Source organism: Streptomyces sp. NPDC058773 (genome assembly GCF_042746015.1).
Taxonomy (GTDB): Bacteria; Actinomycetota; Actinomycetes; order Streptomycetales; family Streptomycetaceae; genus Streptomyces.
Genome location: NZ_JBHYPE010000022.1, coordinates 69,811 through 93,559, shown reverse-complemented (window position 1 = coordinate 93,559; position 23,749 = coordinate 69,811). Strand labels below are relative to the sequence as shown.

20 protein-coding genes are annotated in these 23,749 nt (G+C 73.1%); 9 read left to right on the top strand and 11 right to left on the bottom strand.

All coding sequences use genetic code 11. From position 1 onward, the window contains the following. Positions 1-137 precede the first annotated feature (137 nt). Positions 138-512: an STAS domain-containing protein gene (locus ACFW5B_RS20365; protein ID WP_262041265.1), complete on the top strand. Its 375-nt coding sequence runs from the start codon at positions 138-140 to the stop codon at positions 510-512. 51 nt (positions 513-563) lie between these two features. On the opposite strand, the gene ACFW5B_RS20360 is transcribed toward ACFW5B_RS20365, so the two are convergent. The 5 genes from ACFW5B_RS20360 to ACFW5B_RS20340 form a co-directional block, all read right to left on the bottom strand. Further along, complete coding sequence (locus tag ACFW5B_RS20360; RefSeq protein ID WP_386441131.1) at positions 564-1,913, bottom strand: sensor histidine kinase; 1,350 nt, start codon at positions 1,911-1,913, stop codon at positions 564-566. A 44-nt stretch (positions 1,914-1,957) separates the two neighbouring features. Continuing rightward, positions 1,958-2,620 carry a response regulator gene (locus ACFW5B_RS20355; protein WP_386441128.1) on the bottom strand — a complete coding sequence of 221 codons (663 nt, stop codon included), beginning with the start codon at positions 2,618-2,620 and terminating at the stop codon, positions 1,958-1,960. 337 nt (positions 2,621-2,957) lie between these two features. Further along, positions 2,958-3,272 (bottom strand): hypothetical protein, encoded by a 315-nt coding sequence (locus ACFW5B_RS20350; RefSeq protein ID WP_386441125.1) that lies wholly within the window; start codon positions 3,270-3,272, stop codon positions 2,958-2,960. A gap of 136 nt (positions 3,273-3,408) precedes the next feature. Then, complete coding sequence (locus ACFW5B_RS20345) at positions 3,409-4,626, bottom strand: helix-turn-helix domain-containing protein (RefSeq protein ID WP_386441123.1); 1,218 nt, start codon at positions 4,624-4,626, stop codon at positions 3,409-3,411. A 62-nt stretch (positions 4,627-4,688) separates the two neighbouring features. After that, positions 4,689-5,735 carry a hypothetical protein gene (locus ACFW5B_RS20340; RefSeq protein WP_386441120.1) on the bottom strand — a complete coding sequence of 349 codons (1,047 nt, stop codon included), beginning with the start codon at positions 5,733-5,735 and terminating at the stop codon, positions 4,689-4,691. Between the two features lie 310 nt (positions 5,736-6,045). Between ACFW5B_RS20340 and ACFW5B_RS20335 the strand changes: the two genes are divergently transcribed. The 3 genes from ACFW5B_RS20335 to ACFW5B_RS20325 all read left to right on the top strand — a co-directional run bounded on the left by ACFW5B_RS20335 (position 6,046) and on the right by ACFW5B_RS20325 (position 11,830). After that, the gene (locus ACFW5B_RS20335; protein ID WP_386441118.1) at positions 6,046-7,995 is read left to right on the top strand and encodes a serine/threonine-protein kinase; all 1,950 of its coding nucleotides are present in this window, start codon (positions 6,046-6,048) and stop codon (positions 7,993-7,995) included. A 140-nt stretch (positions 7,996-8,135) separates the two neighbouring features. Next, positions 8,136-9,905 carry a succinic semialdehyde dehydrogenase gene (locus tag ACFW5B_RS20330; RefSeq protein ID WP_386441115.1) on the top strand — a complete coding sequence of 590 codons (1,770 nt, stop codon included), beginning with the start codon at positions 8,136-8,138 and terminating at the stop codon, positions 9,903-9,905. 65 nt (positions 9,906-9,970) lie between these two features. Continuing rightward, the gene (locus ACFW5B_RS20325; protein ID WP_386441191.1) at positions 9,971-11,830 is read left to right on the top strand and encodes a GMC family oxidoreductase N-terminal domain-containing protein; all 1,860 of its coding nucleotides are present in this window, start codon (positions 9,971-9,973) and stop codon (positions 11,828-11,830) included. A 61-nt stretch (positions 11,831-11,891) separates the two neighbouring features. Here ACFW5B_RS20325 and ACFW5B_RS20320 read toward each other — a convergent pair whose 3' ends face one another. After that, positions 11,892-13,001 carry an LAETG motif-containing sortase-dependent surface protein gene (locus ACFW5B_RS20320; RefSeq protein ID WP_386441112.1) on the bottom strand — a complete coding sequence of 370 codons (1,110 nt, stop codon included), beginning with the start codon at positions 12,999-13,001 and terminating at the stop codon, positions 11,892-11,894. Positions 13,002-13,890: 889 nt separating this feature from the next. Next, on the bottom strand, positions 13,891-14,184 hold the full coding sequence (locus tag ACFW5B_RS20315; protein ID WP_386441109.1) for a chorismate mutase: 294 nt from the start codon (positions 14,182-14,184) through the stop codon (positions 13,891-13,893). A gap of 250 nt (positions 14,185-14,434) precedes the next feature. Here ACFW5B_RS20315 and guaA point away from each other — a divergent pair, with 250 nt between their 5' ends. Further along, positions 14,435-16,021, top strand: a complete 1,587-nt coding sequence (gene guaA, locus ACFW5B_RS20310) for a glutamine-hydrolyzing GMP synthase (protein ID WP_386441106.1) — start codon at positions 14,435-14,437, stop codon at positions 16,019-16,021. Between the two features lie 156 nt (positions 16,022-16,177). Here the strand turns inward: guaA and ACFW5B_RS20305 are convergent, their stop codons facing one another. Beyond that, a complete protein-coding gene (locus ACFW5B_RS20305) occupies positions 16,178-16,570 on the bottom strand; it encodes an SRPBCC family protein (protein ID WP_386441103.1) in 393 nt (130 codons plus the stop codon). A gap of 143 nt (positions 16,571-16,713) precedes the next feature. On the opposite strand from ACFW5B_RS20305, the gene ACFW5B_RS20300 reads away from it, so the two are divergent. Then, positions 16,714-17,499: a class II aldolase/adducin family protein gene (locus tag ACFW5B_RS20300; protein ID WP_386441100.1), complete on the top strand. Its 786-nt coding sequence runs from the start codon at positions 16,714-16,716 to the stop codon at positions 17,497-17,499. Between the two features lie 122 nt (positions 17,500-17,621). Here the strand turns inward: ACFW5B_RS20300 and ACFW5B_RS20295 are convergent, their stop codons facing one another. Beyond that, positions 17,622-18,380 carry a hypothetical protein gene (locus ACFW5B_RS20295; RefSeq protein WP_386441097.1) on the bottom strand — a complete coding sequence of 253 codons (759 nt, stop codon included), beginning with the start codon at positions 18,378-18,380 and terminating at the stop codon, positions 17,622-17,624. On the opposite strand from ACFW5B_RS20295, the gene ACFW5B_RS20290 reads away from it, so the two are divergent. The 3 genes from ACFW5B_RS20290 (at position 18,379) to ACFW5B_RS20280 (ending at position 21,648) form a co-directional block, all read left to right on the top strand. Next, positions 18,379-18,537, top strand: coding sequence for a hypothetical protein (locus tag ACFW5B_RS20290; protein ID WP_386441094.1), 159 nt, complete (start codon positions 18,379-18,381; stop codon positions 18,535-18,537). The two genes, ACFW5B_RS20295 and ACFW5B_RS20290, sit on opposite strands and share 2 nt — an antisense overlap. 933 nt (positions 18,538-19,470) lie before the next feature. Beyond that, entirely contained in the window at positions 19,471-20,769 is a 1,299-nt protein-coding gene (locus ACFW5B_RS20285; protein WP_386441091.1) for a hypothetical protein, read from the top strand. Positions 20,770-21,102: 333 nt separating this feature from the next. Then, positions 21,103-21,648 carry a TQO small subunit DoxD gene (locus tag ACFW5B_RS20280; RefSeq protein WP_386441088.1) on the top strand — a complete coding sequence of 182 codons (546 nt, stop codon included), beginning with the start codon at positions 21,103-21,105 and terminating at the stop codon, positions 21,646-21,648. 287 nt (positions 21,649-21,935) lie between these two features. Here the strand turns inward: ACFW5B_RS20280 and ACFW5B_RS20275 are convergent, their stop codons facing one another. Both ACFW5B_RS20275 and ACFW5B_RS20270 read right to left on the bottom strand, forming a co-directional pair. Then, a complete protein-coding gene (locus tag ACFW5B_RS20275; protein ID WP_386441085.1) occupies positions 21,936-22,154 on the bottom strand; it encodes a hypothetical protein in 219 nt (72 codons plus the stop codon). Continuing rightward, entirely contained in the window at positions 22,154-23,698 is a 1,545-nt protein-coding gene (locus ACFW5B_RS20270; RefSeq protein WP_386441082.1) for a PspC domain-containing protein, read from the bottom strand. Before ACFW5B_RS20270 ends, ACFW5B_RS20275 begins: the two co-directional genes overlap by 1 nt. Positions 23,699-23,749 lie beyond the last annotated feature (51 nt).

Sequence of the window (23,749 nt, the reverse complement as noted above, 5' to 3'; positions counted from 1 at the left end):
TTAGGCGGACTGCCTGTTGCGCCAAGGATTCGGAAGAGTTTCAGGGGAGAGAGGCCGGGCAGTCGAGGCGGGGAAGGATGAGTTCCGGATGCTGCCGGGCCCATCCGGTCCGAAAGCGAGCGAAAGGCTTCGAGCGCGTGTCGTTGAAGGTGGCAGAGGACGAACAGGGCCCGTGGGCCGTACTCCAGGTATCCGGCGAGATGGACCTGGTCACGTCGCCTGCGGTACGTCAGCATGTGCACGACGCGGTGGCGGACGGCCGGAGATCGCTGGTGCTCGACCTCTCCGAGGTGCGGTTCTGTGATTCCAGCGGGGTGGGTGTGCTGATCGCCGCCCGCCGTCTGATGCGCTCCTGTCAGGGGCGGCTGCGGCTGATCCTCCCCGCGCAGGGCGCCGTGGACGGTTCACACGTCAACCGCGTACTGGCCGCGCTGGGTGTCCGCCGGCTCTTCGAGGTCTACCCGGATCTGCGCACCGCGGTGGACGAGGCCGCCGCACCGCTCTCCGCCTGAGCGTGCCCGGGGCGCAGCCTTTCTGCCCCCGTACATCCGCCTCCGCCTGATTCACCCCGCTCCGTACGGAAACTCGGCCCGTACGACGAAGCCGCCGTCGGAGGTGTGCCGCGCCTCCAGCGTCCCGCCGAGGCTCTGCGCGCGCTCGCGCAGCCCCACCAGCCCGTGCCCGCCCCCGGGAAGCGCCGGAACCGTCGCCGTCGCGTCCGGCGGCCCGTTACGGATCTCCACCCGCAGCCCGTGCGCCGCACGGCTCTCCCCGGCCGGCTCGCCGCGCACGGCCGCTTCAGCGCGTCCGGCCCGCTCGGCCCTTCCGCCGCTCCCGCCCCGCCCGGCCCTCTCGTGGCGCACCGCGGCCACGCCGTCCACCGCAACCACCGTGTCCACGGCGTCCCTCGCAGCCGCGTCCGCCGCAACCACCGCGTCCACCGGATCGACCCGGACCCGGACCCGTGCCCCCGGCGCGTGCTTGCGGATGTTGGTGAGCGCCTCCTGCACCGTACGGAACGCCGCCCGCTCCACCGTCTTCGTGCCGCTGCCGCCGGCCGTCACACCGCCCTCGTACGTCACATCCAGCGCGCTCATCTCGATCAGCCGCGGCAACTCCGCCAAGTCCGGCTGCGGGGCGAGCCCGTGTGCTCCGTCCGCCTCGCCGCCGTCCGCGCGCAGCACGCCCACCATGTGCCGCAGCTCCTCCAGCGTCCGTACGGACAGCTCCCGGATCGTCCTGGCGCCCGCGCGCACCGCCGGGTCCTCCGCGCCGACCTGCAGCGCCCCGGCCTGCAGGCTGATCAGGCTGACCTGATGGGCCACCACGTCATGCATCTCGCGTGCCAGCCGGGCGCGTTCGGTGGTCTTGACCCGGTCCGCCAGCAGCCGGTGCTCACGGCGCCGGCTGCGGGTCAGGTCCTCGACGCGGGAGGCGAGTTCCTGGCGGGTGCGCATCAGCAGGCCCAGCGCGATCGGCGCGGCCGCGGTGACGCCGGCGTCGATCAGCACCAGGGTGTTCTCGCGGTAGACGGTGAGCTCGAAGTCGGTGATCGGGTACGGGAAGAAGTGCGCGGCGATCAGCAGCAGCGCGCAGACACCGAGCCGTGCCCGGCCGGGCCGCCGTACGGCCAGCGTGTAGAGCCCGATCATCGGCGCGAACCAGATGTAGCCGATGTAGAGCCCGGGGAGCGTGAAGAGGAACACCAGCAGGGGGAAGCGCCGGCGCAGCGTCAGGGCCGCCGCGGCCAGCATCGAGACGCCGACCTCCAGGTCGAGTTCGAGGCCGTTGACCAGCATCGAGTCGGCGATCGCCAGCAGCACCGGGACCATCAGCGGGGCGAGGGCACGCAGCCGCCGCCCCAGCGCCCCGCGGGCCAGCTCCCGCCCCTTGGCCTCCCCGCGCGCCAGCACCCGGCACGCGCGCGTCCGCAGCCGGCGCCGACCGCCCCGGGCCTTCACCACGCACCCCGGGGGGCGCCCGCCACCAGGCCGGCCCGGTCGGCGACGATGGCCGCCTGGACGCGGTTGATGCCGCCCAATTTGCCCAGCAGGGCCCGTACATGGTCCTTGACCGTACTGGGGGCGAGCCCCATCCGGTCGGCTATCTGGGCGTTGCCCAGGCCCTCGCCGAGCAGGGCGAGCACCTCCGACTCCCGCGGGGTCAGCCCGCTGACCGCCCGCGCCGCCGACGCCTGGTCCTCGGCGGTCAGATAGCCCCCGATCACCGCACGGGTGACGCCCGGATCGAGCACGCTGCCGCCCTCCGCCAGGGTCCGTACGGCCCGCACGAGTTGCTCCGGATCGGAGTCCTTGAGCAGGAACCCGGCCGCGCCCTCGCGCAGCGCCGCGGTCAGGTACTCCTGGGCGTCGAAGGTGGTCAGCATCGCCACCGCGGGCGGCTCCGGAGCGGCGCGCAGCCGGCGCAGTACGGTCAGCCCGTCCACGTCCGGCATGCGGATGTCCAGCAGCACGACGTCGGCCGCGCAGTCCAGCACGGTCTCCACGGCCTCGGCGCCGCCGCAGTCCGCGACCATCTCGATGTCCGGGGCGGTCCCCAGAATCATCCGCAGTCCCGACCTGACCAGCCGTTCGTCGTCCACCACAGCGACACGGATCACCGGCCGCCCCTTTCTCCTCCGCACCCACCCGAGCCCCCGGAACCGCCCGGCGCTGCGCGATTCCGTTTCCCTGTTCATCCGGGGCCGCCCTGCGGCGGACCCGCACCCCCGCCGAGCGGCGGGGGTGAGCCCGCGACCTCTGGAGGATGCCGTGGGGAGGTCCCCACGGGCAGAGTGGTTCTCATGCTGCACCACTGAAGAGGCCCCGAGCCCAGGACGCGTTGCAGCTCACATCGGCGGCCGCCGCGACCCCCACACGCGGCGGCCGTCTTTGGCGTGCGGGGGCGGTCCGGAGGGGGATCTCCCCCGCACCGCCGGAAGACGACCTGGCGGCCCCTCAAAGCCGCTGGTCAGAGCCCTTTTCCTGGTCCGCGAGACGCTCCCCGCGGCACTCCGCGACCCGCACCACATCCTGTAACGCGGCACGGAGCTGAACCGACAAATACCGCAACTGCCGTGCGTCGGCCGCCGGATCGTCGATCAGGGCATCGGCGTGCGCGAGCATCCCGATCCCCATGCCGAGTTGGAGCGCCTCGACATCGTCGGCATACCGGGCGACATAGCCGCCCTCCCGGTCCGTGAGGAGGTAGCAGGGTTTGTCGCCGGGGGTGGTCCAGGGGAGGAGACGGGGGGTGGGCGGGTTGTCGTCCATCGGGGTGCCTCCGGGGCGTACGTCGTTGTGGCCGTAGTGGCTGTCGTTCCTGACGACGTGGCAACGCTAGGCAGCAGGGCACGGCCCGGACAGTGACGTGCTGTGCCACTTTCCGCGCCTACGGGGACGCCCTGTCCTACCCGTCGAGCCCGAGGCGGTCGGCGAGTTCGGTGAGCGGTGAGGTGCGCCGCCGCTCACGCTGGCGGAGGTCGGCCACGAGGTGGCGGCTCGTGGAGTGGTAGCGCATCCACTCCGGGGCGGTGCGCTCGGCGGTGAGCAGCGCCTGGAGTGCGCCGTCGTCCTTGCGCAGGTCGGCGAAGGCCAGCGCGCGGTCCACGTGGAACCGCGCACGCCAGGTCGGTGGCAGCGCCCCCAGATCGGGCACGGTGCGCGCGGTGCGCAGTGCCTCGGCGCCCTGTTCCATCTCCACCAGGAAGTTGACCTTGGCCACGCCCATGTTGGTCGGGCCGAACGGCGTCGCGTAATCGAGGCGGTCCGCGCCGATCCGTGCCGCCGCCGCGCCCGCCAGATTGAGCAGCTCGCGTACGGTGTCGTGCCGCTCCAGGCGCACCGCGGCCGTTGCCGCGCGCAGCAGCAGGATGCCCCACAGGGCCAGTTCGGCCGGCGGCGAGCGGAACCCCGGCTCGATGCGCTCGGCGGCGTTCAGCGCGACGCGTTCGGCGTCGGCCAGCCGCCCCTGCTTGGTGAGGACCCAGGCGAGGCTGGAGAACCCGACGGTCTGCAGATGGGGATCGTCCCCGGAAGCCGCCGCAGCCATCGACCGTTCCAGGGCGGTGAACGCGGCGTCCTCCTTGCCCAGCGCCGCCAGCGTGGTCGCGGCGACCTGGTATGCCTCGGCCAGGACCGCGTGGGCGGCGGCGGCCTCGGCCCCGGTGGTGGTACGTGCCGCCGCCTTGGCATCCCTGATCAACTGCGGCAGCAGCGCGCCGATTTGCCCCATCCGCCCCTCGCGGCGGATGCGCTCCGTCGAACGCAGCGATGCCCGCAGGGCCGCGATACCCGGCGGATCCTCGGGATCCGGATCGTCGCCCAGTAGGTCGGACACCGGCGAGACGGCCTGCCGCAGCGCCAGGACGGAGGGCTGGTCGCCCTCGCTGCGCACCTCGAAGGTGGCGGGCTGCCCGACGAGCGCGGACGGCTCCACATCCAGCGCTCTGGCCAGCGCATTGAGTGTGGTCAGCCGCGCCGTCCGGCGTACGCCCTGCTCCAGTTTGCGCACGACATCGACACACAGGCCCGCCCGTTCGGCCAGCCCCTCCTGCGTCAGCCTCCGTCGCGCCCGCAGCCGCGCGATCCGCTCACCGATACCGGGTTCCTCGTGGAACAACTCCATGGCCACCCCCGCGAAAAGGACGTACCGGCCACGCTACGCCCCTGGGTGGCGCGGGGTGGCACTCACAGCCACCCCTCCCGCCCCACAACCCCCGTCCGGACCCCCTCCGGGCGGGGGCCGGCGTACGGGCCGAAGCCGCGGGCGGTGGCCAGGACGACGACCGAGGTCATGGCGGCCAGGCCGTAGGCCGTCGTGGCCATCGACAGGGCGCCCTCGGTGGTCTCGAAGGAGCGGTTGAAGAAGTCCGAGACGGTCAGCCACACCACCGTGCGAACCGTCATGTAGAGCTCCAGCGCCGCGAACACCAGGAGCGCGCCCCGGATGTCCCGGCGCCCCCGGAGGGCCAGTACGCCGAGGATCAGCAGGACGAGGACCGAGCCGACGGTGGTGAACTCGGCGGACGCCGCGAGGTCGAGGGCGCCGAGGACCGAACCGTCGACCACACCGCGCAGATAGCGGCCCGCGTCCACGCCGGTCGCGGTCAGATCGCGGACCGCCCAGCCGAGTTCGGCGAGCGCCATGACCAGGAAGAGGACCCCGCAGATCCGGGACAGGCGGCGCCACTGCGCCTCCGGGCCGGTCGCGGTGGGCCGGGGCGGCGCGCCGTCCTGCCGCCGCTCGGTGGCCGGGAACATCGAGAACAGCACCACCAGCGCCACCACCACGCCCAGGCCACGGGTGGCGAGCGCCCAGCTGCCCAGCGGGTCGTTGCTGTACTGGTGGCGGTAGGCGGCGTGCAGCAGGCCCACGCCCTCCCGCAGGGAGAGGGCGAGCAGTACGAATCCGGACAGCAGCGCCGCGGAGCGGGCCACCCGCCGCTGGGCGAGCGCGAGCCCGGCGATCACCAGGAACGCGACGGTGAAGGCCCATTCGTACGGGCCGAGGATCTGGGTCGTGGGGGAGGCGCCCGGGTTGAACAGGCCCTCGACGAAGTCCCAGGTGCTGCCGTCCCCTTGGGAGATTCCGAAGACCGTCCAGGCAGCCAGCACACCGGCGTACAGCGTCAGGCACAGTCCGGTCGCGAGATAGCCGCCGCTGTGCTCCGGAGCGGCCCGGCCCGGATCGGGACCCGGACGGACATCCACCGTTCCGCCGTCCTGCATCACCATGACCGACCCCCGATCCGCCTCTCGTGGCCGCCGCACCGGCAGTTCCCGTACAACAGCCTCACTGTGTCAAGGACGGCGGGAGTGCCGGTGGAGGTTCCACCCCGTGTCGTCCGGCTCCTGCCCCGTTGATCAGCGCACCTGCCGGACGGCGGCCGCGAGGGTGCCCACGACGGCCACCACGCTTGCCCCAACTGCCTCCATGGGGACGGTCGATCACGGCGGACCAGGTCAGCGGCAGGGCGTCGGCGACCATGGCCGGTCCGTGGACGCCGCCCCTGCCGGTCGGGGCGCCGTGCGGCAAGATGGAGCCATGGGGATCTTCGGGGGCGAGGGCCGACTGATCGGTGGCCGGTACCGCCTGGGAATACGGCTGGGCCGCGGCGGAATGGGAACGGTCTGGCGTGCCACCGATGAAGTGCTGGGCCGTCAAGTCGCAGTAAAAGAGCTGCACTTGGACGAGGACACGGCGGAGCCCGAGGCGCGGGTGCAGCGTGAACGGGCGATGCGGGAGGCGCGGACGGTCGCCCGGATCAAGCATCCGAATGTGATCGTCGTGCATGACGTCGTCGAACAGGACGGCCGGCCGTGGATCGTGATGGAGCTGGTGGAGGGCCCGTCGCTGGCCGACCGGCTGCAGAGCGGCGGCCCGGTCGCGCCGCGCGAGGCGGCCCGGATCGGCGTGGCACTGCTGGGCGCGCTGCGGGCCGCGCACACCCGCGGGGTGCTGCACCGCGACATCAAGCCCGCCAACGTCCTGATGGAGTCGGGCACCGGCCGGGTCGTGCTCACCGACTTCGGTATCGCCCAGGTGCCCGGCGTCACGACGCTGACCGACGCCGGCGGCTTCGTCGGCTCGCCCGAATACACCGCGCCGGAGCGGATGGCCGGGCACGGCACCGGCCCCGAGGCCGACCTCTGGTCGCTCGGGGTGCTGCTGTGCGCCGCGCTGAGCGGTGTCTCGCCGTTCCACCGCGACTCGTTGGGCGGTGTGCTGCACGCGGTGGTGTACGACGAGATCGAACTCCCGGAATCCGCCCGCCCGTTGCATGCCGTTGTGGACGGGCTGCTGGAGCGCGAGCCGGAGCGGCGGCTGGGCGTCACCGAGACGGAGCGGCTGCTGCGCGGCTATCTGCAGTCGGGGCGGGCGCCGGAACGTGGGACGGGAGGGCCGGGAGGGTTTGGCGGGCCGGGAGGGCCTGGCGCGCCCGGCGGACCGGGCGGCCCCCTCCCCGGGAGTCCGGACGTCTCGCGGTACTCCGGGCCCGATGTCCACGCTCCCCTGTACGACGTCCCGGAGGGCGGCCTGCCGGGGGAGCACCTGCAGGGGGAGCATCCACCGGGCGAGCACCCGCCCGGCGAGCACCTCCCGCCCGCGGGCACCCCGCCCCCGGGCCCGGCCGCCGCGTCCGGCCGTATGCGCGCCGGGGCCGGAGGAGCCGCACCCGCAGCCGGCCCGGGAGCCCATCCCGGAAAGCCGCCCGGCCGTATGGGCGGCCGCACCCCGGGCCTGCCCCTCCGGGACGCCCTCGACGACCGGGCGCTGGCCGCCGCCGCCCGCCCGCACACCGGCCGGGCCCGTACCGCCCTGCTGGTCGTGGTCGCGGCGGTGGTGATCGGCGGGGCGGGTGCGGGCCTCGCCGTGCTGCTGGTGAACCAGGGCGGCACCGACGGCGGCACCGGCACGGGCAGCCGGCCCAGCCGCTCCCAGCAGGCCGCGGCCACCGGCCCCGCGCAGGGCGGCGACGCCGGCACGGCACATCCCACCGTCACCGCACCCCCGGCGTCCGGAGGCGGCGGCACCGGCAACGCCAAGGTCCCGGCCGGATACCGCCTCGTCCGCGACCCCGTCGGCTTCGCCCTCGCGGTCCCCGAGGGCTTCACCCGCTCCTATGAGAACGACCGGGTCTACTACTACTCCCAGGGCAAGCGGTTCCGGATCGGCATCCAGGTGCAGAAGCCGGTGCCGGAGGGTCCGCTGGGCGCGATGCGCGCGGCGGACGCCAAGGGGCCCGCCGATTACCGCGGTTACCGTCAGGGGCAGGTCACCGAGACCACCCACAACGGGCTCCAGGCCGGTCTGTGGGAGTTCGTCTGGAACGGCAGTTCCCGGGACGGCGGCTCGCGGTACACCTACGACCTCAGCTGGGACGAGGGCGGCCGGATGATCGATGTGTGGATCTCCTGCCCGGTCGCCTCGCGCACCGAGGCCAAGCGGCACTTCGACACCGCCGTCGACGCCTTCCGGCTGTCCGGGGCATGAGCGCGGGGCGTCGCCCCGGGCGCCGCCGTCCCAGACCAGCACCCTTACGGCCAGCGGACACTGGCACGATTGTGCGTGCCGCGTGAAAACTCATTACTGCCGGGTACACAAAGCGCCGGGGGACGAATACGCTCGCCCGCATGACGGACTCGCAGGACACCGGAACAGCCTCCGCCGCCGCGCCCGAGGCCCCCGCGGAAGCCGCCCCCGAGGCCGCCGCGGAGGCTTCCCCCGCGGCCGCCGAGGCCCCCGAGACCCCCGAGGCGCCCGCCGCCACCGCGCCCGACGCGGCCCCGGCCGGCCCGGACGCGGCCGGAAGCGACGGCGGCAACCCGGTCGCCCCCACCCCCGCCGGAGCCCGTACCGCCGCGGACGTGGTGACCCCGGAGATCGCCGCCCGGCTCAGCCGCGGCGTGGTGTCCGGGGGCGGCCGTACCGCCAACCACACCCCGTTCACCGGGGAGAAGCTGGCCGACCTGCCGGAGTCCACCCCCGAGGACGTCGCCACCGCCTTCGAGCGCGCCCGCGCCGCCCAGGAGCGCTGGGCCAGAGTCCCGGTCAGGCGGCGCGCCGCCGTCCTGCTCCGCTTCCACGACCTGGTGCTGCGCCGCCAGGCCGAGGTGCTCGACCTGATCCAGCTGGAGACCGGCAAGGCGCGGCTGCACGCCCACGAGGAGGTGCAGGCGGTCGCCGTCACCGCCCGCCACTACGGCCGCAAGGCGCACGCCTACCTCAAGCCCAAGGCCCGCACCGGCGTCGTCCCGGCCCTCACCAAGGTCACCGAACTCCGCCAGCCCCGGGGCGTGGTGGGGCAGATAGCCCCCTGGAACTACCCCTTCGAGCTCTCCGTCGGCGACGCCCTGCCGGCCTTCGTCGCGGGCAACGCCGTCGTCATGAAGCCCGACACCGAGACCGCGCTGACCGCGCTGTGGGCCCGTGAGCAGCTCATCGAGGCCGGGCTGCCGGAGGACGTCTGGCAGGTGGTGATCGGCGAGGGCCCGGTCGTCGGCCCCGCCGTCGTCGAGCACGCCGACTACGTCTCCTTCACCGGCTCGACCCGTACCGGCCGCGAGGTCGCCCAGGGCGCCGCCGCCCGGCTGGTCGGCGTCTCCCTCGAACTGGGCGGCAAGAACGCCATGTTGGTGCTCCGGGATGCCGATGTGGAGAAGGCCGCCGCCGGCGCCGTCCGCGGCTGCTTCTCCTCCGCCGGCCAGCTGTGCATCTCCATCGAGCGGCTCTACGTCCACGAGTCCCTCGCCGACGACTTCCTGGAGCGCTTCGCCGCCCGCACGAAGGCGATGCGGCTGGGCAGCGCCCTGGCCTACGGCGCCGACATGGGCTCCCTGGTCGGCGAGCGCCAGCTGGAGACCGTCACCCGCCATGTCGACGAGGCCGTCGCCAAGGGCGCCACGCTGGTCGCCGGCGGCCGCCCCCGCCCCGACATCGGCCCGCTGTTCTACGAGCCGACGATCCTCGACGGCGTCGAGGCCCCGATGGCGGTCTGCGGTGAGGAGACCTTCGGCCCGGTCGTCTCGATCTACCGCTTCCGCGACGAGGACGAGGCGGTGGCGCTCGCCAACGCCACCCCGTACGGCCTGAATTCCAGCGTCTGGACCAAGGACGGCCGCCGCGGCCGTGCGGTCGCCGCCCGGCTGCGCACCGGCACCGTCAACGTCAACGAGTCCTACGCCGCCGGCTACGGCAGCGTCCAGGCGCCGATGGGCGGCATGGGCGACTCGGGCCTGGGCCGCCGGCACGGCTCCGAGGGCATCCTCAAGTACACCGAGGCACAGACCGTCGCCCAGCAGCGGCTGATGCCGCTCGCCCCGTCCTTCGGCATGACCGATGAGAAGTACGCCCAGTTCATGAGCCGCAGCCTGCGCGCGATGAAGGCGTTCCGGCTCCGCTGAACCAAAAGCAGCAGGGAGAGCCAGTGCCCCAGGAAAACTCTGCCCGGAAGCAGGACGACAACGGCATGGACAGCGGCAACGGCAACGGCGACCGGGACGCCCCCGGGGCCGACGGCACCCCCGGCACTCCCGACGAGGGCTACGACTACGACGTGCTCGTCGTCGGCTCCGGCTTCGGCGGCTCGGTCTCCGCACTGCGGCTGACCGAGAAGGGCTATCGCGTCGGTGTCCTGGAAGCCGGCCGCCGCTTCACCCGGGAGACCCTGCCGAAGAACTCCTGGGACCTCCGCAACTACCTGTGGGCCCCGGCGCTCGGCTGCTACGGCATCCAGCGGGTGCATCTGCTCGGCAACGTCATGGTGCTGGCCGGTGCGGGCGTCGGCGGCGGCTCGCTCAACTACGCCAACACCCTCTACGTACCCCCGGCACCGTTCTTCGAGGACCCGCAGTGGGGCCACATCACCGACTGGCAGGAGGAGTTGGCCCCCTACTACGACCAGGCCAAGCGGATGCTGGGGGTCCGTCTCAACCCGACGATGACGCCCTCCGACGTCCACCTCAAGGAGGCCGCGGACAAGATGGGCGTCGGCGACTCCTTCCACCTCGCGCCGGTCGGGGTCTTCTTCGGGGACGGCCGGGACGCCGCCGGCGGGGAGCAGGCCGGGACACCCGCGGTGGCACCGGGTACGGAGGTTCCCGACCCCTACTTCGGCGGCCGGGGCCCGGCCCGCAAGGCCTGCACGGAGTGCGGCGAGTGCATGACCGGATGCCGGCACGGCGCCAAGAACACCCTCAACGAGAACTACCTCCACCTCGCCGAGGCGGCCGGCGCCGTCATCCACCCGATGACCTCGGTCGTCACCGTCACCGAGGACTCCCGCGGCGGGTTCGCCGTCGCCACCCTGCCCACCGACAACAAACGCAAGGGCCGGGGCCGCACCTTCACCGCCCGCCGGGTCGTCCTCGCCGCCGGCACGTACGGCACCCAGACCCTGCTGCACCGGATGAAGGACAGCGGACTGCTGCCCGGCATCTCCGGCAAGCTCGGCGAGCTGACCCGGACCAACTCCGAGGCGCTGGTGGGCGCGCAGACCGACAACCGCCGCTACCGCAAGCGGCACGGCACCACGGCCGACTTCACCCGCGGGGTCGCGATCACCTCGTCCATCCACCCCGACGCCCACACCCATATCGAGCCGGTCCGCTACGGCAAGGGCTCGAACGCGATGGGCGCGATGTCCATCCTCCAGGTGCCGGTCCACGGCCGCGGCTCACGCGCCACCCGCTGGGCCGCGAACTGCCTGCGGCATCCGCTGCTGCTGCTCCGGTCGCTCTCCAACCGCCGCTGGTCGGAGCGCACCATCATCGGCCTGGTGATGCAGTCGCTGGACAACTCCCTGACGACGTACCGCAAACCGGACGGCCTCGGAAAGGGCCTGCTCACCGCCCGCCAGGGCCATGGCGCCCCGAACCCCGGGCAGATCCCCGAGGCCACCGAGGCGGCCACCCTGCTCGCCCAGGAGATCAACGGCTTCGCGGGCAGCAACGTCGGCGAGCTGATGGGGACGCCGCTGACCGCGCACTTCCTGGGCGGCTGCCCGATCGGCACGGACGCCGGGCACGGGGTCATCGACCCGTACCACCGCCTCTACGGCCACCCGGGCATCTCGGTCGTCGACGGCGCCGCGGTCTCCGCCAACCTGGGCGTCAACCCGTCCCTGACCATCACCGCACAGGCCGAGCGCGCGATGTCGCTGTGGCCCAACAAGGGCGAGACGGACCCCCGCCCCGCCCCGGGCCGGCCCTACCGCCGGCTGGCCCCGGTCGAGCCGCTCCGCCCCGCCGTCCCCAAGGACGCGTTCGGCGCGCTGAAACTGCCCTTCCTGGCCGTCCCGACGGTCCCGCCGAAGAAGTCGCTGACCTAGCCGCCCACTTACGACGGAGGGCCGCACCCGCACCGGATGCGGCCCTGCGCTGCGGCGGCCGTTACGCGGCGGCGCCGTCCGTCTTACGGCGGCGGACGGCGAAGATCGCGCCCGCACCCACGACCATCGCGACCCCGCCCACGATGCCGATCGTCGGCAGCGCGGAGGAGGCACCGGTCTCGGCCAGGTTGCCGGTCACCGGCAGCTTGTCCATGCCGTTCTTCGGCTTGCCCGTGTGGACCGGCTTCGATCCGCCCTGCGTACCGGGCTTGTTGCCGGGCTTGCCCGGCTTGGCCGGCGGGATCTCGCCCGTGCCGCTGCCGGCCGCGAGGATCGAGAAGTCGTACCACTGCTCCTCGGACCAGCCGCAGGAGCCGTCCTTGTTCTCGTAGTCGCCCGCCACCAGCGCGAAGCCGTCACCGGACTTGGCGCCCTTGTCGGCGCGGATCCGCAGCTTCAGCTCGGCGGTCTGGTGCGCGTCGAGCTGGAACCAGCCGAAGTACTCCCCGTCGGTCCACTCGTCGAACGAGGTCCACTTGCCGGTGTCCGGGTTCTGGTACTCCAGGTCGAGCTGCGACTCGGGGTGGTCGATGTCGCTGTCCGGCACCGCGTAGATGACCGGGTAGACCTCGTCCAGCGTGTGGTCCGTGGTGTTGGCCAGCCGCACGCTGAAGCCCTGCCAGCCGCCGCCCGCGACGAGCTTGGAGGGCAGCCCGGCGACGGTCACCTTGATCGCGGCGTCGTCGACGGTGCAGGCGTCCTCGTCGTCGTCCTCGTCATCGCCCCCGGGCTTGCCCGTTTCGGTGGGCCCGGCCGACGTGGACGGCTTGGGGGAGTTGCCCGCTCCGGTGGCGTCGCCGCCCGGGGTCTGCGGGGCGCCCGGCGTGGTGTCGTCACCGCTCCCGGTCTCCGCACCGGCGGCGTTGCCGTCGCCCGGCGTGGTGTCGCCGGCGGTGGTGCCGCCCGTCGTCGCGTCACCGGCGCCGGGGGTCTCCGGCTGCGCGGTGGTTTCGTCGGTCTCCTCCTGGCCGGCGGTGCCCGGCGTGGGCTCGGCGCTCGCGCCGGCCTCGGTCTCGGGGCCGGTGGCGTACGCGGCGGGGGCCGCCAGCAGAGCGGCGGGGGCTATGACGGCCGTCGCGGCGGCAGCCGTCAGGGCACGGCGAAGCTTCATCGAGAAGACCTCTCGGGGCAAAAGTGCCGGTGTCCGGCACAAATGGGTTGCGGGCCGTCGCGGTGGGGCGCGGTAGGGCCGTGCGATTGCAGGTACATGACCGGCCATGGCTGAAAAAGGTTGTTCGCTCAACCAGAACCGCTGCCGTGATGCCGATCACACCTGTCACAGCAGCCTCACAGGATCGGGACAGGTGGGGCACGGCATCCGCTCGCCGGTGTGCATGCGCCGGGCGCACGCCGGGCACAGCGAAGGGCCCCGGACGCCGTCCGCGAGGGGGGTGCGGACGGCCACGGGGCCCTTGGCTTTCGATGCCGGCGTCAGGGCAGCGCCGGCACCGAGGGGCGGCGCCGGGGGGGATGGCGCCGCTGGCTTTTCGGGGTGGTGCGCGGAGGTGCGAAGCCCGCGAAGGCCGGACCGATGGCGCTGCAAGGTCCCTGCCGGACGCGGTGCGTCGTACGTCAAGCATCGTCCTGGATACGCCTCACCTGGCGCAACCGTTTCGACCGGATGCGGTCGGTCCCGGGCGTCCCCAGGACCGACCACCCCATCGGATGTGGCCGGGCTGCTGTCCCCTGCTGACCGGCCACGGCACCGGAGTGAGGTCCCACGACGCGGGCCGCTGCCGGCGGCCGGCGTCTCATCGCTCCGGGTTCTCCGCCCGTGGGGCGGCGTCTACGCGTAGTCCTGCAGGCCGCGCCTGGCTGGCGTGGCACCGGGAACAACGAAGCCTCGCAGCGGCCGGTCACGCGCCGTACGGGTGAGTCGGCAACCGAACGCAGATCCGGCAGCTGCGCCGGGGCGCGCGGGTCCCTGCACGCGCCGGACCGGCGCGCAAAACCGACCGCGGACCAGCCAGAACCGGCCACGCCGCTGCCGTGTGCCTGCCTCAGATCTGGCCCCGGGACAGCTCCAGCAGGGTCATCGCCAGCGCGGTGCCCGGCCTGCCGAGCTGGTCGCTGTAGTGGGCGAGGATCTCCATCTCACGGGCGAGGTTCACCCGGCGCCCGCCGGAGGTGATCCGCTCGTGCTGGATGACCGCCGAGACGGCCATCCGTTCCTGCACGAGGCCGATGATCCGGCCGTCGAGATCGTCGATCCGCTGCCGCGCGTCGGTGATGATTCCGGCGGCCTCCGGGGAGCGGGCGCCGGTGTCGGGGGCGGTGCTGGTCGAGGTGCTCATGTCCGTGTCTCCTGGGATGGGTGGCCCCGGAGCCGAGGGAAGGTCCCGACAGACGCAGACGCCCCGGACCTTGTCGGCCCGGGGCGCCTGGGAAGTTGCTCGTCAGTGGATCAAGCAGCACGACCATGGCAGCCGGTTGGGCCGGTGCCATAGGTAAAGACGAAGGTGAGCTGCTTGTTCATGGGGCTCAGTATGAGCCCGTTAGAATCGAAAGTCCAACCCTGCTCCACACCGCCGGAAGGCCGCCGAAGTGCCATCAGCGCCCCCTGCCGCTGCCCCGGACGTCGTCCTCGTAGTCGACTTCGGCGCACAGTACGCCCAGCTCATCGCCCGCCGCGTCCGCGAGGCCCGGGTCTACAGCGAGATCGTGCCGTCCACCATGCCGGTGGCCGAGATGCTCGCCAAGAACCCCAAGGCGATCATCCTCTCCGGCGGTCCCTCGTCGGTCTACGCCGAAGACGCTCCCAGCCTCGACCGTTCCCTGTTCGAGGCCGGTGTCCCGGTCTTCGGCATGTGCTACGGCTTCCAGCTCATGGCCATCACCCTCGGTGGCACCGTCGACAACACCGGCGCCCGTGAGTACGGCCGTACCGCCCTGACCGTCTCCCGCGGCGGCTCCACCCTCTTCGAGGGCACCCCCACCGAGCAGCCGGTGTGGATGTCGCACGGTGACGCCTGCTCCGCCGCCCCCGAGGGCTTCACGGTCACCGCGTCCACGGACATGGTCCCGGTCGCCGCCTTCGAGAACGACGAGAAGAAGCTCTACGGCGTCCAGTACCACCCCGAGGTCATGCACTCCACGCACGGCCAGCAGGTCCTGGAGCACTTCCTCTACCGCGGCGCGGGCATCGAGCCCAGCTGGACCACCACCAGCGTGGTCGAGGAGCAGGTCGCCGCGATCCGCGCCCAGGTCGGCAGCAAGCGCGCCATCTGCGCACTGTCCGGCGGCGTGGACTCCTCGGTGGCCGCCGCGATCGTGCAAAAGGCCATCGGCGACCAGCTGACCTGCGTGTATGTCGACCACGGCCTGCAGCGCAAGGGCGAGTCCGAGCAGGTCGAGAAGGATTTCGTGGCCGCCACCGGCGTCCAGCTGAAGGTCGTCGACGCCGAGGAGCGCTTCCTGACCGCACTGGCCGGGGTCAGCGAGCCCGAGCAGAAGCGGAAGATCATCGGCCGGGAGTTCATCCGGGTCTTCGAGCAGGCCCAGGCCGAGCTGGTCGCCGAGGCCGGCGCCGAGGGCGAAGAGGTCGCGTTCCTGGTCCAGGGCACCCTCTACCCGGACATCGTCGAGTCCGGCGGCGGCACCGGCACCGCCAACATCAAGTCGCACCACAACGTCGGCGGGCTCCCCGACGACATCGAGTTCGAGCTCGTCGAGCCGCTGCGCCAGCTGTTCAAGGACGAGGTCCGGATGGTCGGCACCGAGCTCGGCCTGCCCGACGCGATCGTCCAGCGCCAGCCGTTCCCCGGCCCCGGCCTGGGCATCCGGATCGTCGGCGAGGTCACCAAGGAGCGCCTGGACCTGCTGCGCGAGGCCGACGCCATCGCCCGCGAGGAGCTGACCGCGGCCGGTCTGGACCGCGAGATCTGGCAGTGCCCGGTGGTCCTGCTCGCCGACGTCCGCTCGGTCGGCGTCCAGGGCGACGGCCGGACCTACGGCCACCCGATCGTGCTCCGTCCGGTCTCGTCCGAGGACGCCATGACCGCGGACTGGACCCGGATGCCGTACGACGTCCTGGCCCGGATCTCCACCCGCATCACCAACGAGGTCGCCGATGTGAACCGTGTGGTGCTGGACGTCACCAGCAAGCCGCCGGGCACCATCGAGTGGGAGTGACCCCACCCGTGGGGCCGGGGTGATCCCACCGGCCTTCTGATGACGCCGCCGCTCAGCCTTGTTGAGCGGCGGCGGCGTCGTTGTTGGTGGCTTCCTTTTCGTGGGGCGGCAGGGGGCGTTGGGTGTGCCGCCTGCCGCCTGCCGCCTGCCGCCTGGCTATCTCGGCGCGGCCGGAGTGGCGGACCCGGGGGCCGTGCCGCCCATGCCGCCCGTACCGTCCGTGCCGTCCGCGCCGTTCACCGGCGTCAGTTCGTGGCGCCAGCGCTGTCCGCCGATCAGTCGTCGGCCGCGGACCTCACCCCAGGTCTCCCAGGCGATCAGCCGGTCCTTCTCGTACTCCACGACGACATTCACCGACCGGTACGCGATGCCGCCCTGCGCCATCCCCATGCTGAACCGGTCTCCGGGCCCCAGCGGCGACGGCCCCTGCGGGCGGCCGCGCAGCATGCCCGAACCGTCCAGCTCGGCGTGCCGGGCCGGGTCCCGGAGGACGGCGAAGATCTGCCGTGGTGCGGCGACGATGTCCCTGCTGACCGATACGGCCCTCATGGTGTGCCCCCTCTGCTGCCGTTGGTGCCCTCATCATGCAGGTGACCGGAGCCGGTGCGGTCGCGACCCTGGCTACCTGCGGTAGTGGAAGGTAGCTTCCGCTTCGAGCGTCAAGCGCCGTACGTGCCAGAAGGAGAGCCGTGATGCCCGAGCCGACGCCCATACCCACCGATCAGCTGTACTTCGCGATGCCGCCGACACACGAGACCGTCGAGGGCGAGCGGCGCCACCGCAAGGAACGCCTGGTCGCGGCGCTGCGGCTCTTCGGGCGCCATGGCTTCGAGGAGGGTGTCGCGGGCCATATCACCGTGCGCGACCCGGAGTTCCCGCACTGCTTCTGGGTCAACCCCTTCGGGATGTCCTTCCGGCACCTCACGGTCAGCGATCTGATCCTGGTGAACGCGGAGGGCAAGGTGGTCGAGGGCCGCTACCACGTCAACCAGGCGGCGTTCGCGATCCATTCCCAGGTCCATCAGGCCCGCCCCGACGTCATCGCGGCGGCGCACAGCCACTCCACTTACGGCCGGGCGCTGGCTGCTTTGGGCGAGCTGCTGGAGCCGATCACCCAGGACGTCTGCGCGTTCTATGAGGACCATGCGCTCTTCGACGACTACACGGGCGTGGTGGTGGACGAGGCGGAAGGGCGGCGGATCGCGACCGCCCTCGGGCCGCACAAGGCGGTGATCCTGCGCAACCACGGGCTGCTGACGGTGGGCGACTCGGTGGACGCGGCGGCGTGGTGGTTCCTCACGATGGAGCGCTCCTGCCAGGTGCAGCTGACCGCCAAGGCCGCCGGCAAACCGGTCCTGATCGACCACCACAACGCCGTCCACACGCGCGAACAGCTGGGCAACGACCTGGTCGCCTGGATCAACTACCAGCCGCTGTACCAGCAGATCGTGCGCAGCGAGCCGGATCTCTTCGATTAGCGAGCGGTCGGGGTGCGGTCGGCGCGCGGTGTAGTGGAGCCGGGGGCGGCCGGCCGGGGTAAGGGCGGCAAGTGCGCTGCGGGACGTCCGTTTCCGTACGTCCCGCAGGGCACTCACCCCCCTCACACGTGTGGGAACAGATCGCGGAACGGCGCGACCGTCGCCGAGATGCTGCGGCTGAACGGTGCGTCGAAGTCCCAGACCAGGAACAGCAGGAAGGCGATCAGCGCGCTGAAGAGTCCGGCCATCAGCAACTCCCGCCCCGAGCGCCGGATCTGCAGGGTGAACATGACGCCGATGGAGATCGCGCCCCCGATGATCAGCCCGAACCACACCACCCCTGGGAGCGTCGAATCGGCCGCGTTCCCACGGGCGGAGCGGGCGCCGTCGGCCACCGCGACCTGATCGACGAGGGGCTGGTACGACTGCCCCTCGAAGTCGTTGTGCGGACGGTAGTCGGTGACATCCGCCCGCACCTTCGTCAGCAACGCGGTGCCGCGCGGGGTCAGTTCCCCCTGCTCGGCCATCACCGGCCACTCCTTGTGCACGACATGCGTCACATACGCGTCGACATCCGCGCGGATACGGTCCCGCACCGGCGCGGGGTAGGCCCGCGCCCGCGCGCTGACCTCGTGCAGCGCCTGTGCCTCGGTCCGTACGGTGTCCTCTGCCGCGCTTCGGGCCTCCCACACACCGGCGATGGCCAGCCCCAGCACGATCGCGTACACCACCCCCACCATCATCGTCAGATACTCGATCACATCGGGTGTTTCGGACGGGTCGTCGTCCTCGGTGATCCGGCGCTCCTTGAGCACGGTGATGGTCAGGACGACGCCGCAGGCAGCGGCCATGGCGATGGTCAGTACCAGCCATTGCGACATGGGGACCTCCTACGAGGAACGGCGCCCGGCGGAACCGGACGAGGAGCTCGAACGGGGACGGAGGGCGGCGCCGGCCAGCACGGCCGGGGCGGTGATCAGCAAGGTCGTGGTCACCATCGAGCGCCCGCCGCGCGGCCGGTGGGACGGATGCGCGTAGTTGCGGGGCACCACGGGCGGCGGTGACGCGGGGTGGTGGAGGAGGGGCGTGGGTGTGGGCTTGGGGTCGGGCTTGGGTTTGGGGCTGGGCTTCGGCGAGGGCGGCGGGGGCGTGGGGTGGGCGCGGGGAGTGGGCGGCGACGGCGGCGGGGGCGGCGCCGGCCGCGACGTGGCGGGCGGCGGCGGTGGCGGCGGTGGTGCGGGCGCGGGGGGACGGGGGCGGGGCGTCGGCCGGTGGGACGGCGTCGGCGGGGGCTTGGTCCCGGTGCAGGGGAAGTGCCAGCCGTGCGGCATGGGCCAGCCGGTGGGTACGTCCACGGGTGGCGCGGTCCCGGCGTAGGCGCAGTTGTCACCGGTGGGAGGGTGGTGGTGCCGGGCGAGGGCGGTGGCTGTTGGTGCGATGAGGAGCAGGGCGGCGCATCCGGTGAGCAGGAGGAGCGCGGCGGTGGTCCGCCTCTGGGCGGCGGCCCGGCTCCGGGTCGTGACCCCTTGCAGGCCGGAACCGCGGTGCGGTTCTTCCGGCTTGCGCGCTCCGGCCCGTCCGCGCGGCTCGTCCGGTTTCCGCACTCCGGCCCGTCCAGGCGGCCCTTGCGGCCTCCGCGGGGCGTTCGTTCCGTCCCCGGGCAGGTCAGCGCGGCCGCGCGAGCCGTGAAATCCGTGTATGTGGCGCACGGCGGAAGCTTGCGCAGCGCGCCGACCGCTCAGCCGTCGCCGTGGCCCGGTTCGCCCGAATGGGGGAAGCGGCGGCGTTCCGCGGTCGATGCGCCGGTCAGGTGTGCGGGGCCCGCGGCCTGTCCGGCGCCGGGCGTCAACGCACCGCTGGGCCCGCCACCCGCCACCAACTGGACGTTTACCGCGCGCCCCCATGGAGTGCGGCACAATTCCCCCTCGGACAGGTCAAGTTGATGATCAGCGGTGGCGGGCGGTAGCGGACGTGTCGGTGGATGCGGCGGGCAGCAGGGCCGGAACGGGCGAGCCGGGGGAGGGCGCGGAGCGTGCCGACGGCGGTGAGTGCCGGTGTGGACGGTGCCCGCACGGCGCCCGTGCGGGGCACCGGCAGGCGGTTGCCGCGTTCGTCGCGCTCCGCGAGGACTTCGCCGCCGGGCGCGGGGTGCCGGCCGGGCTCGCGCGTTCGGTCGGTGCGGCCCGGCAGTGGGTCTCCGACGAACTGACCCTGTCGGCACGGGAGGTCGCCCGGCGGCGCGCCGAAGGGAAGACCGCCTGGCTGGCGGCCGTACGGTGGCGCACCCTGCTCGCCGTCTGGAGCGCGGTGGTCGCGCTGCTGCTCGGGCAGGCGCTGACCGCCCTCGGCACGGGCTGGACCGCGACCCGTACGGCGGGGCTGCTCGCGGCCGTCGTCCTGGCCGTGGCCCTGACGGCGGCGGCCTGGTGGCACCGGGCGCACGGCGGGGCGCTGGCGCCGCTGATCGGTGAGGACGGGCGGCTGTCCACCTCGCGGACGGTGGCGGCGGCCTGGGTGGCCGCGGTGCTCTACGCCGTTCTGACGGTCGCCGTGCGGCAGGTGATCGCCGCGGCCCCGGGCGAGCACCCGCTCCTCCAGGGGCCGGCCCTCGTACGGTCCGCCGCCCTGCTGGTCGCGCTGGCCGTCGGGTGCACGGTGGCCGTGCTGGCCCACGGGCTGGTCGCTTCACGCGTGCGGGCCGGGCGGCTGCAGAAGGTTCCCGCGGACCGGCCGCGGGCCGCCGATCTGCTGACGGACGACGCCGGGCGGGGCAGCCTCCTGGACGTGCAGTACGTCCTGGTGCAGGCGGCCGTGCTGGTCTGGGCGCTGGTACTGCTGGCCGGGCGGCCGGCGCAGATGCCGCAGCTGCCCTGGGTGTTGGTGGTGCTCCTGGTGCTCTCCGGGGCGACGTATCTGACGGGGAAGGCGACGGCGGGCGGCCGTCCGGTGATCCTCTCCGTGGTCCGCTCCCGTGAGCTGGGGGATCTCGCCGCGCCGGTCCGTACCGGCGACGACATCGAGATCCGCGGCGCCGGTTTCGTCCCGCCGGGCGCCGGAACGCCCGACCGGCTCGCCCGGACCGTCGTACGCATCGGCGATGTGCATGTCCCCGTACCGCTGGTCCCGGTAGCCGGCGGCTTCGCCAATCCGGCCGACGGGGTGCTGACGGTCCCGGTCCCGGTCGACGTCGAGCCCGGCCGCGTGAAGGTCCGGGTGATCACGGCGGCGGGGGTGGAGACGGCCGCCTATCCGCTGGATGTCGTGGACTGAGTGATTGCTTGGGTGGCGGCGGGCGCGCTCGGACCGGGGGGTGGGCCGTGCCGTCCGCGGGCGGGGACGAGCGGGTGCCGTTGGGCGGGCCGGACGAGCGGGTGCCATCGGGTGGGCCGGACGAGCGGGGTGCCGCCGGACGGCTGGCGCGGGCGGTGCCACTGCCGCCCGCCTTGCCGCCGCCACCGGCGTTGCGTGACGATTCCGTGTGCCGCGGTCGCCCGAAGTGCATCGGTCCGTTGAACCTCTTGTGCACGTGCGTACGTATCTCCCCAGGAGGCGTGGGCGGGGGCACAATCGTCTGCGCCCGGCGGCAACGGAGAGGCGGACGTCATGGTGCATGCGAATCGTACGATCGGTGCCGAATTGGGAGGGGCGGGTGTCGAGAGCGCCGGGGCCGGCTTGCGGGGGCAGCTGGCGCGCCATGCGCTGCTCCCGCTGCGGCTCTTTCTGGGGGCCACCTTCCTCTACGCGGGCATCGACAAGCTGACCGATCCGGCGTTCCTGTCCCCCGGCGGCGCGGGTTCGCTGGGCGAGACGCTGCGCCAGGTCCATGACGCGGCGGCGCTGCCACAGCTGGTGGAGCTCGCGCAGCAGAGTCCGGTGAGCTTCGGCTATGCCATCGCGGCCGGTGAACTCGCGGTCGGCCTCGGGACCCTGGCCGGGCTGCTGGGGCGGCTGGCGGCGTTCGGCGGCGCGCTGATCTCGCTGATGCTGTGGCTCACCGTGAGCTGGGCGACCACGCCCTACTACTACGGCAACGACCTCGCCTACCTGATGGCCTGGATCCCCCTCGTACTGGCCGGCACGCCACGGTTCTCCCTGGACGCCGCCTTCGCGAACCGCCGCAAGCGACATGGGGCGCAGCTGTTCGGGTAGGGCGGGCGACGCCTGCCGTGGGTTGCCTGCGTTGTCGGGGTCGTCCTCACGGAGCCCTCTACGGGGACGACGCTCCGCCTTGCTCGTGCGGTGCGCCGGACGGTCGCGAGGCGCGGCCTCCGGGGGAGCGAGGGCCTCAGGCATCTCGGCGCGGCCAGGTTGCAGGTGTTCCGCACCTTGCACTTCTTGCACCCCCCGCACTACCCGTACCTGTTGTGGGGCGGTCGGCGATGGCGCGCGCGGCCCCCATCGCCCCACGTCAGGCACCCCTCGCCTCGCGCCCGGCATCACGGCTCCATAGCCGCGGAGGCATCCGTGTGCGGGTGCCGGGACCGGCCCCGGACCGCGGTGACGATGCCGGAGAGGATCAGGGCGGCGGGCAGGGCGAGGAAGAGCCAGGGGCCGGGGGCCTGCCAGAGGGCGAGGGCGTCGAGGCCGTAGGCCGTGGCGAGAGTGAGGGCGGTGAGGCCCCAGATCAGACGGGCCGGTTCGAAGGGGTGGCGCATCAGCGGGGGGCTCCCTGGGGAGTCGGGGCGGTCGGGGTGGCCGGCGCGGTGGGGGCCGGGAGGTCAGAGGCCGGGAGGTCAGCGGCCGGGAGGTCAGCGGCCGGGAGGGCGGCTGCCGACGTGGTGAAGGTGGCGGGGGTGGTGCCCGGTGCGGCGCGTTCGACGGCGAGCTGTCCGGCGCCGAGGTCGAGGTTCAGAACCACCGAGCCGTGCGGCCTCTCGCCCTTCTTGAGGCCGTCGGCGGGGAGGTCGACCGTCCGCTCCCGGCTCGCCACGAGGTCCACGTCCTGGGGCGGTTCGCCGGGCAGTTGGATGTCCCCGAGGCCTAGCGAGAGGTGCAGGCGGGCCGTGACACCGTGCGGCAGCGTCACTCGAAGGAGGCCGGCGCCCACGTCCACGCCGGTGTGGACGGTACGGTCCGCCTTGAAGGGCAGGCCGGTGAGGTCCAACTGCCCCTCGCCCGTGCCGAGCTCGTAGTGCGGCCGGACGGCGGCGGCCGTGGTCGGGAACCAGGTCTGGTTCTGCCACTGGGCGGTGAGGTTGCCGGGCAGCGTCGTCGCGCCCGCCAGCAGCAGGGACATCAGCACCACCATGAAGACCGTGCCACCGCCGGTGCGTCCGTACCAGGCGCTGAGCACCAGTCCCAGACCGAAGATCAGCAGCGTGCAGGCCAGGCCCGCCTGGAGGGCCGGCGTCAGGCCGTCATGGCGGGAGACGGCGAGCGCGGTGCCGGCTCCGGCGAGCAGGGCGAACAGGAAGGTCCAGCCGCCGATCGGGCGTCCCTCGCGGCGACTTCGGCGTGGGGCCCCGGCGGGCGTCGCACCGTCCGGCGGCCCGGACCGGCCGGCGAGGCGGTCCGCGTCGGCCCGGGCAGCGTGCGGGGCCGGGGCGCCGGTCGTGTCTGCGCCGTGCACGGTGCGGTAGCTGAGGTCGAGGGGCAGCGGGGTGGTGTCGGGCCCCCACAGATAGCCCGGACCGGCCGACTCCCCGGAGCGCTGGGCGCGCCACCAGGAGGGGCCGGTGGGCACGGGGGGTGCCTTGGTCTCGGGCGGGGCGTCGGCGACCGCCTGGGCGGTGGCGGTGTCCATCGCCTCCGGGCCCTCGGCCTCCACGATGCGCCGCCGCCGCGACCAGTAAGCGGAGCCGGCCACCGCCAGCGTCACCATGATGGCGAACGACATCATGCTGCCCTTGGAGAGGCTCGTCAGGAACAGTCCGCAGCCGACCAGCGCGAAGAGCAGGGCCGTCAGCGCGGAGCCCTCGACCCGGCCGGAGAGCAGTCGGCGGGCCTCGTTCTCCTCCTCGCCGTCGAGGGGAATGAGCAGCCAGGCGAAGCCGTAGACGATGAGGCCGAGGCCGCCGACGGAGAGCACGGCGAGCACGACCCGGAAGATCACCGGGTCGAGGTCCCACTGCCGGCCCAGCCCGCCGCAGACTCCGCCGACCACCTTGTGCCGCCGGCTGCGGCGCAGCGGCGGATGCGATGAACCGGAACCGGCGGAACCGGCGGGCGCCGACTGCTCGGCATGCGCTGCATCGTTCATGGAGCCATGGTGACAAGAGCGACCGCGCCGCGACATCGGTGGAAACCCTGG

Coding starts and splice junctions, on each gene's coding strand:
- ACFW5B_RS20335 (WP_386441118.1), top strand. CDS start 6,046: ATGGGGATCTTCGGGGGCGAGGGCCGACTGATCGGTGGCCGGTACCGC.
- ACFW5B_RS20320 (WP_386441112.1), bottom strand. CDS start 13,001: ATGAAGCTTCGCCGTGCCCTGACGGCTGCCGCCGCGACGGCCGTCATA.
- ACFW5B_RS20270 (WP_386441082.1), bottom strand. CDS start 23,698: ATGAACGATGCAGCGCATGCCGAGCAGTCGGCGCCCGCCGGTTCCGCC.
- ACFW5B_RS20290 (WP_386441094.1), top strand. CDS start 18,379: ATGGGGACCTCCTACGAGGAACGGCGCCCGGCGGAACCGGACGAGGAG.
- ACFW5B_RS20280 (WP_386441088.1), top strand. CDS start 21,103: ATGGTGCATGCGAATCGTACGATCGGTGCCGAATTGGGAGGGGCGGGT.
- ACFW5B_RS20295 (WP_386441097.1), bottom strand. CDS start 18,380: ATGTCGCAATGGCTGGTACTGACCATCGCCATGGCCGCTGCCTGCGGC.
- ACFW5B_RS20315 (WP_386441109.1), bottom strand. CDS start 14,184: ATGAGCACCTCGACCAGCACCGCCCCCGACACCGGCGCCCGCTCCCCG.
- ACFW5B_RS20325 (WP_386441191.1), top strand. CDS start 9,971: ATGGACAGCGGCAACGGCAACGGCGACCGGGACGCCCCCGGGGCCGAC.
- ACFW5B_RS20340 (WP_386441120.1), bottom strand. CDS start 5,735: ATGGTGATGCAGGACGGCGGAACGGTGGATGTCCGTCCGGGTCCCGAT.
- ACFW5B_RS20300 (WP_386441100.1), top strand. CDS start 16,714: ATGCCCGAGCCGACGCCCATACCCACCGATCAGCTGTACTTCGCGATG.
- ACFW5B_RS20330 (WP_386441115.1), top strand. CDS start 8,136: ATGACGGACTCGCAGGACACCGGAACAGCCTCCGCCGCCGCGCCCGAG.
- ACFW5B_RS20305 (WP_386441103.1), bottom strand. CDS start 16,570: ATGAGGGCCGTATCGGTCAGCAGGGACATCGTCGCCGCACCACGGCAG.
- ACFW5B_RS20275 (WP_386441085.1), bottom strand. CDS start 22,154: ATGCGCCACCCCTTCGAACCGGCCCGTCTGATCTGGGGCCTCACCGCC.
- ACFW5B_RS20345 (WP_386441123.1), bottom strand. CDS start 4,626: ATGGAGTTGTTCCACGAGGAACCCGGTATCGGTGAGCGGATCGCGCGG.
- ACFW5B_RS20350 (WP_386441125.1), bottom strand. CDS start 3,272: ATGGACGACAACCCGCCCACCCCCCGTCTCCTCCCCTGGACCACCCCC.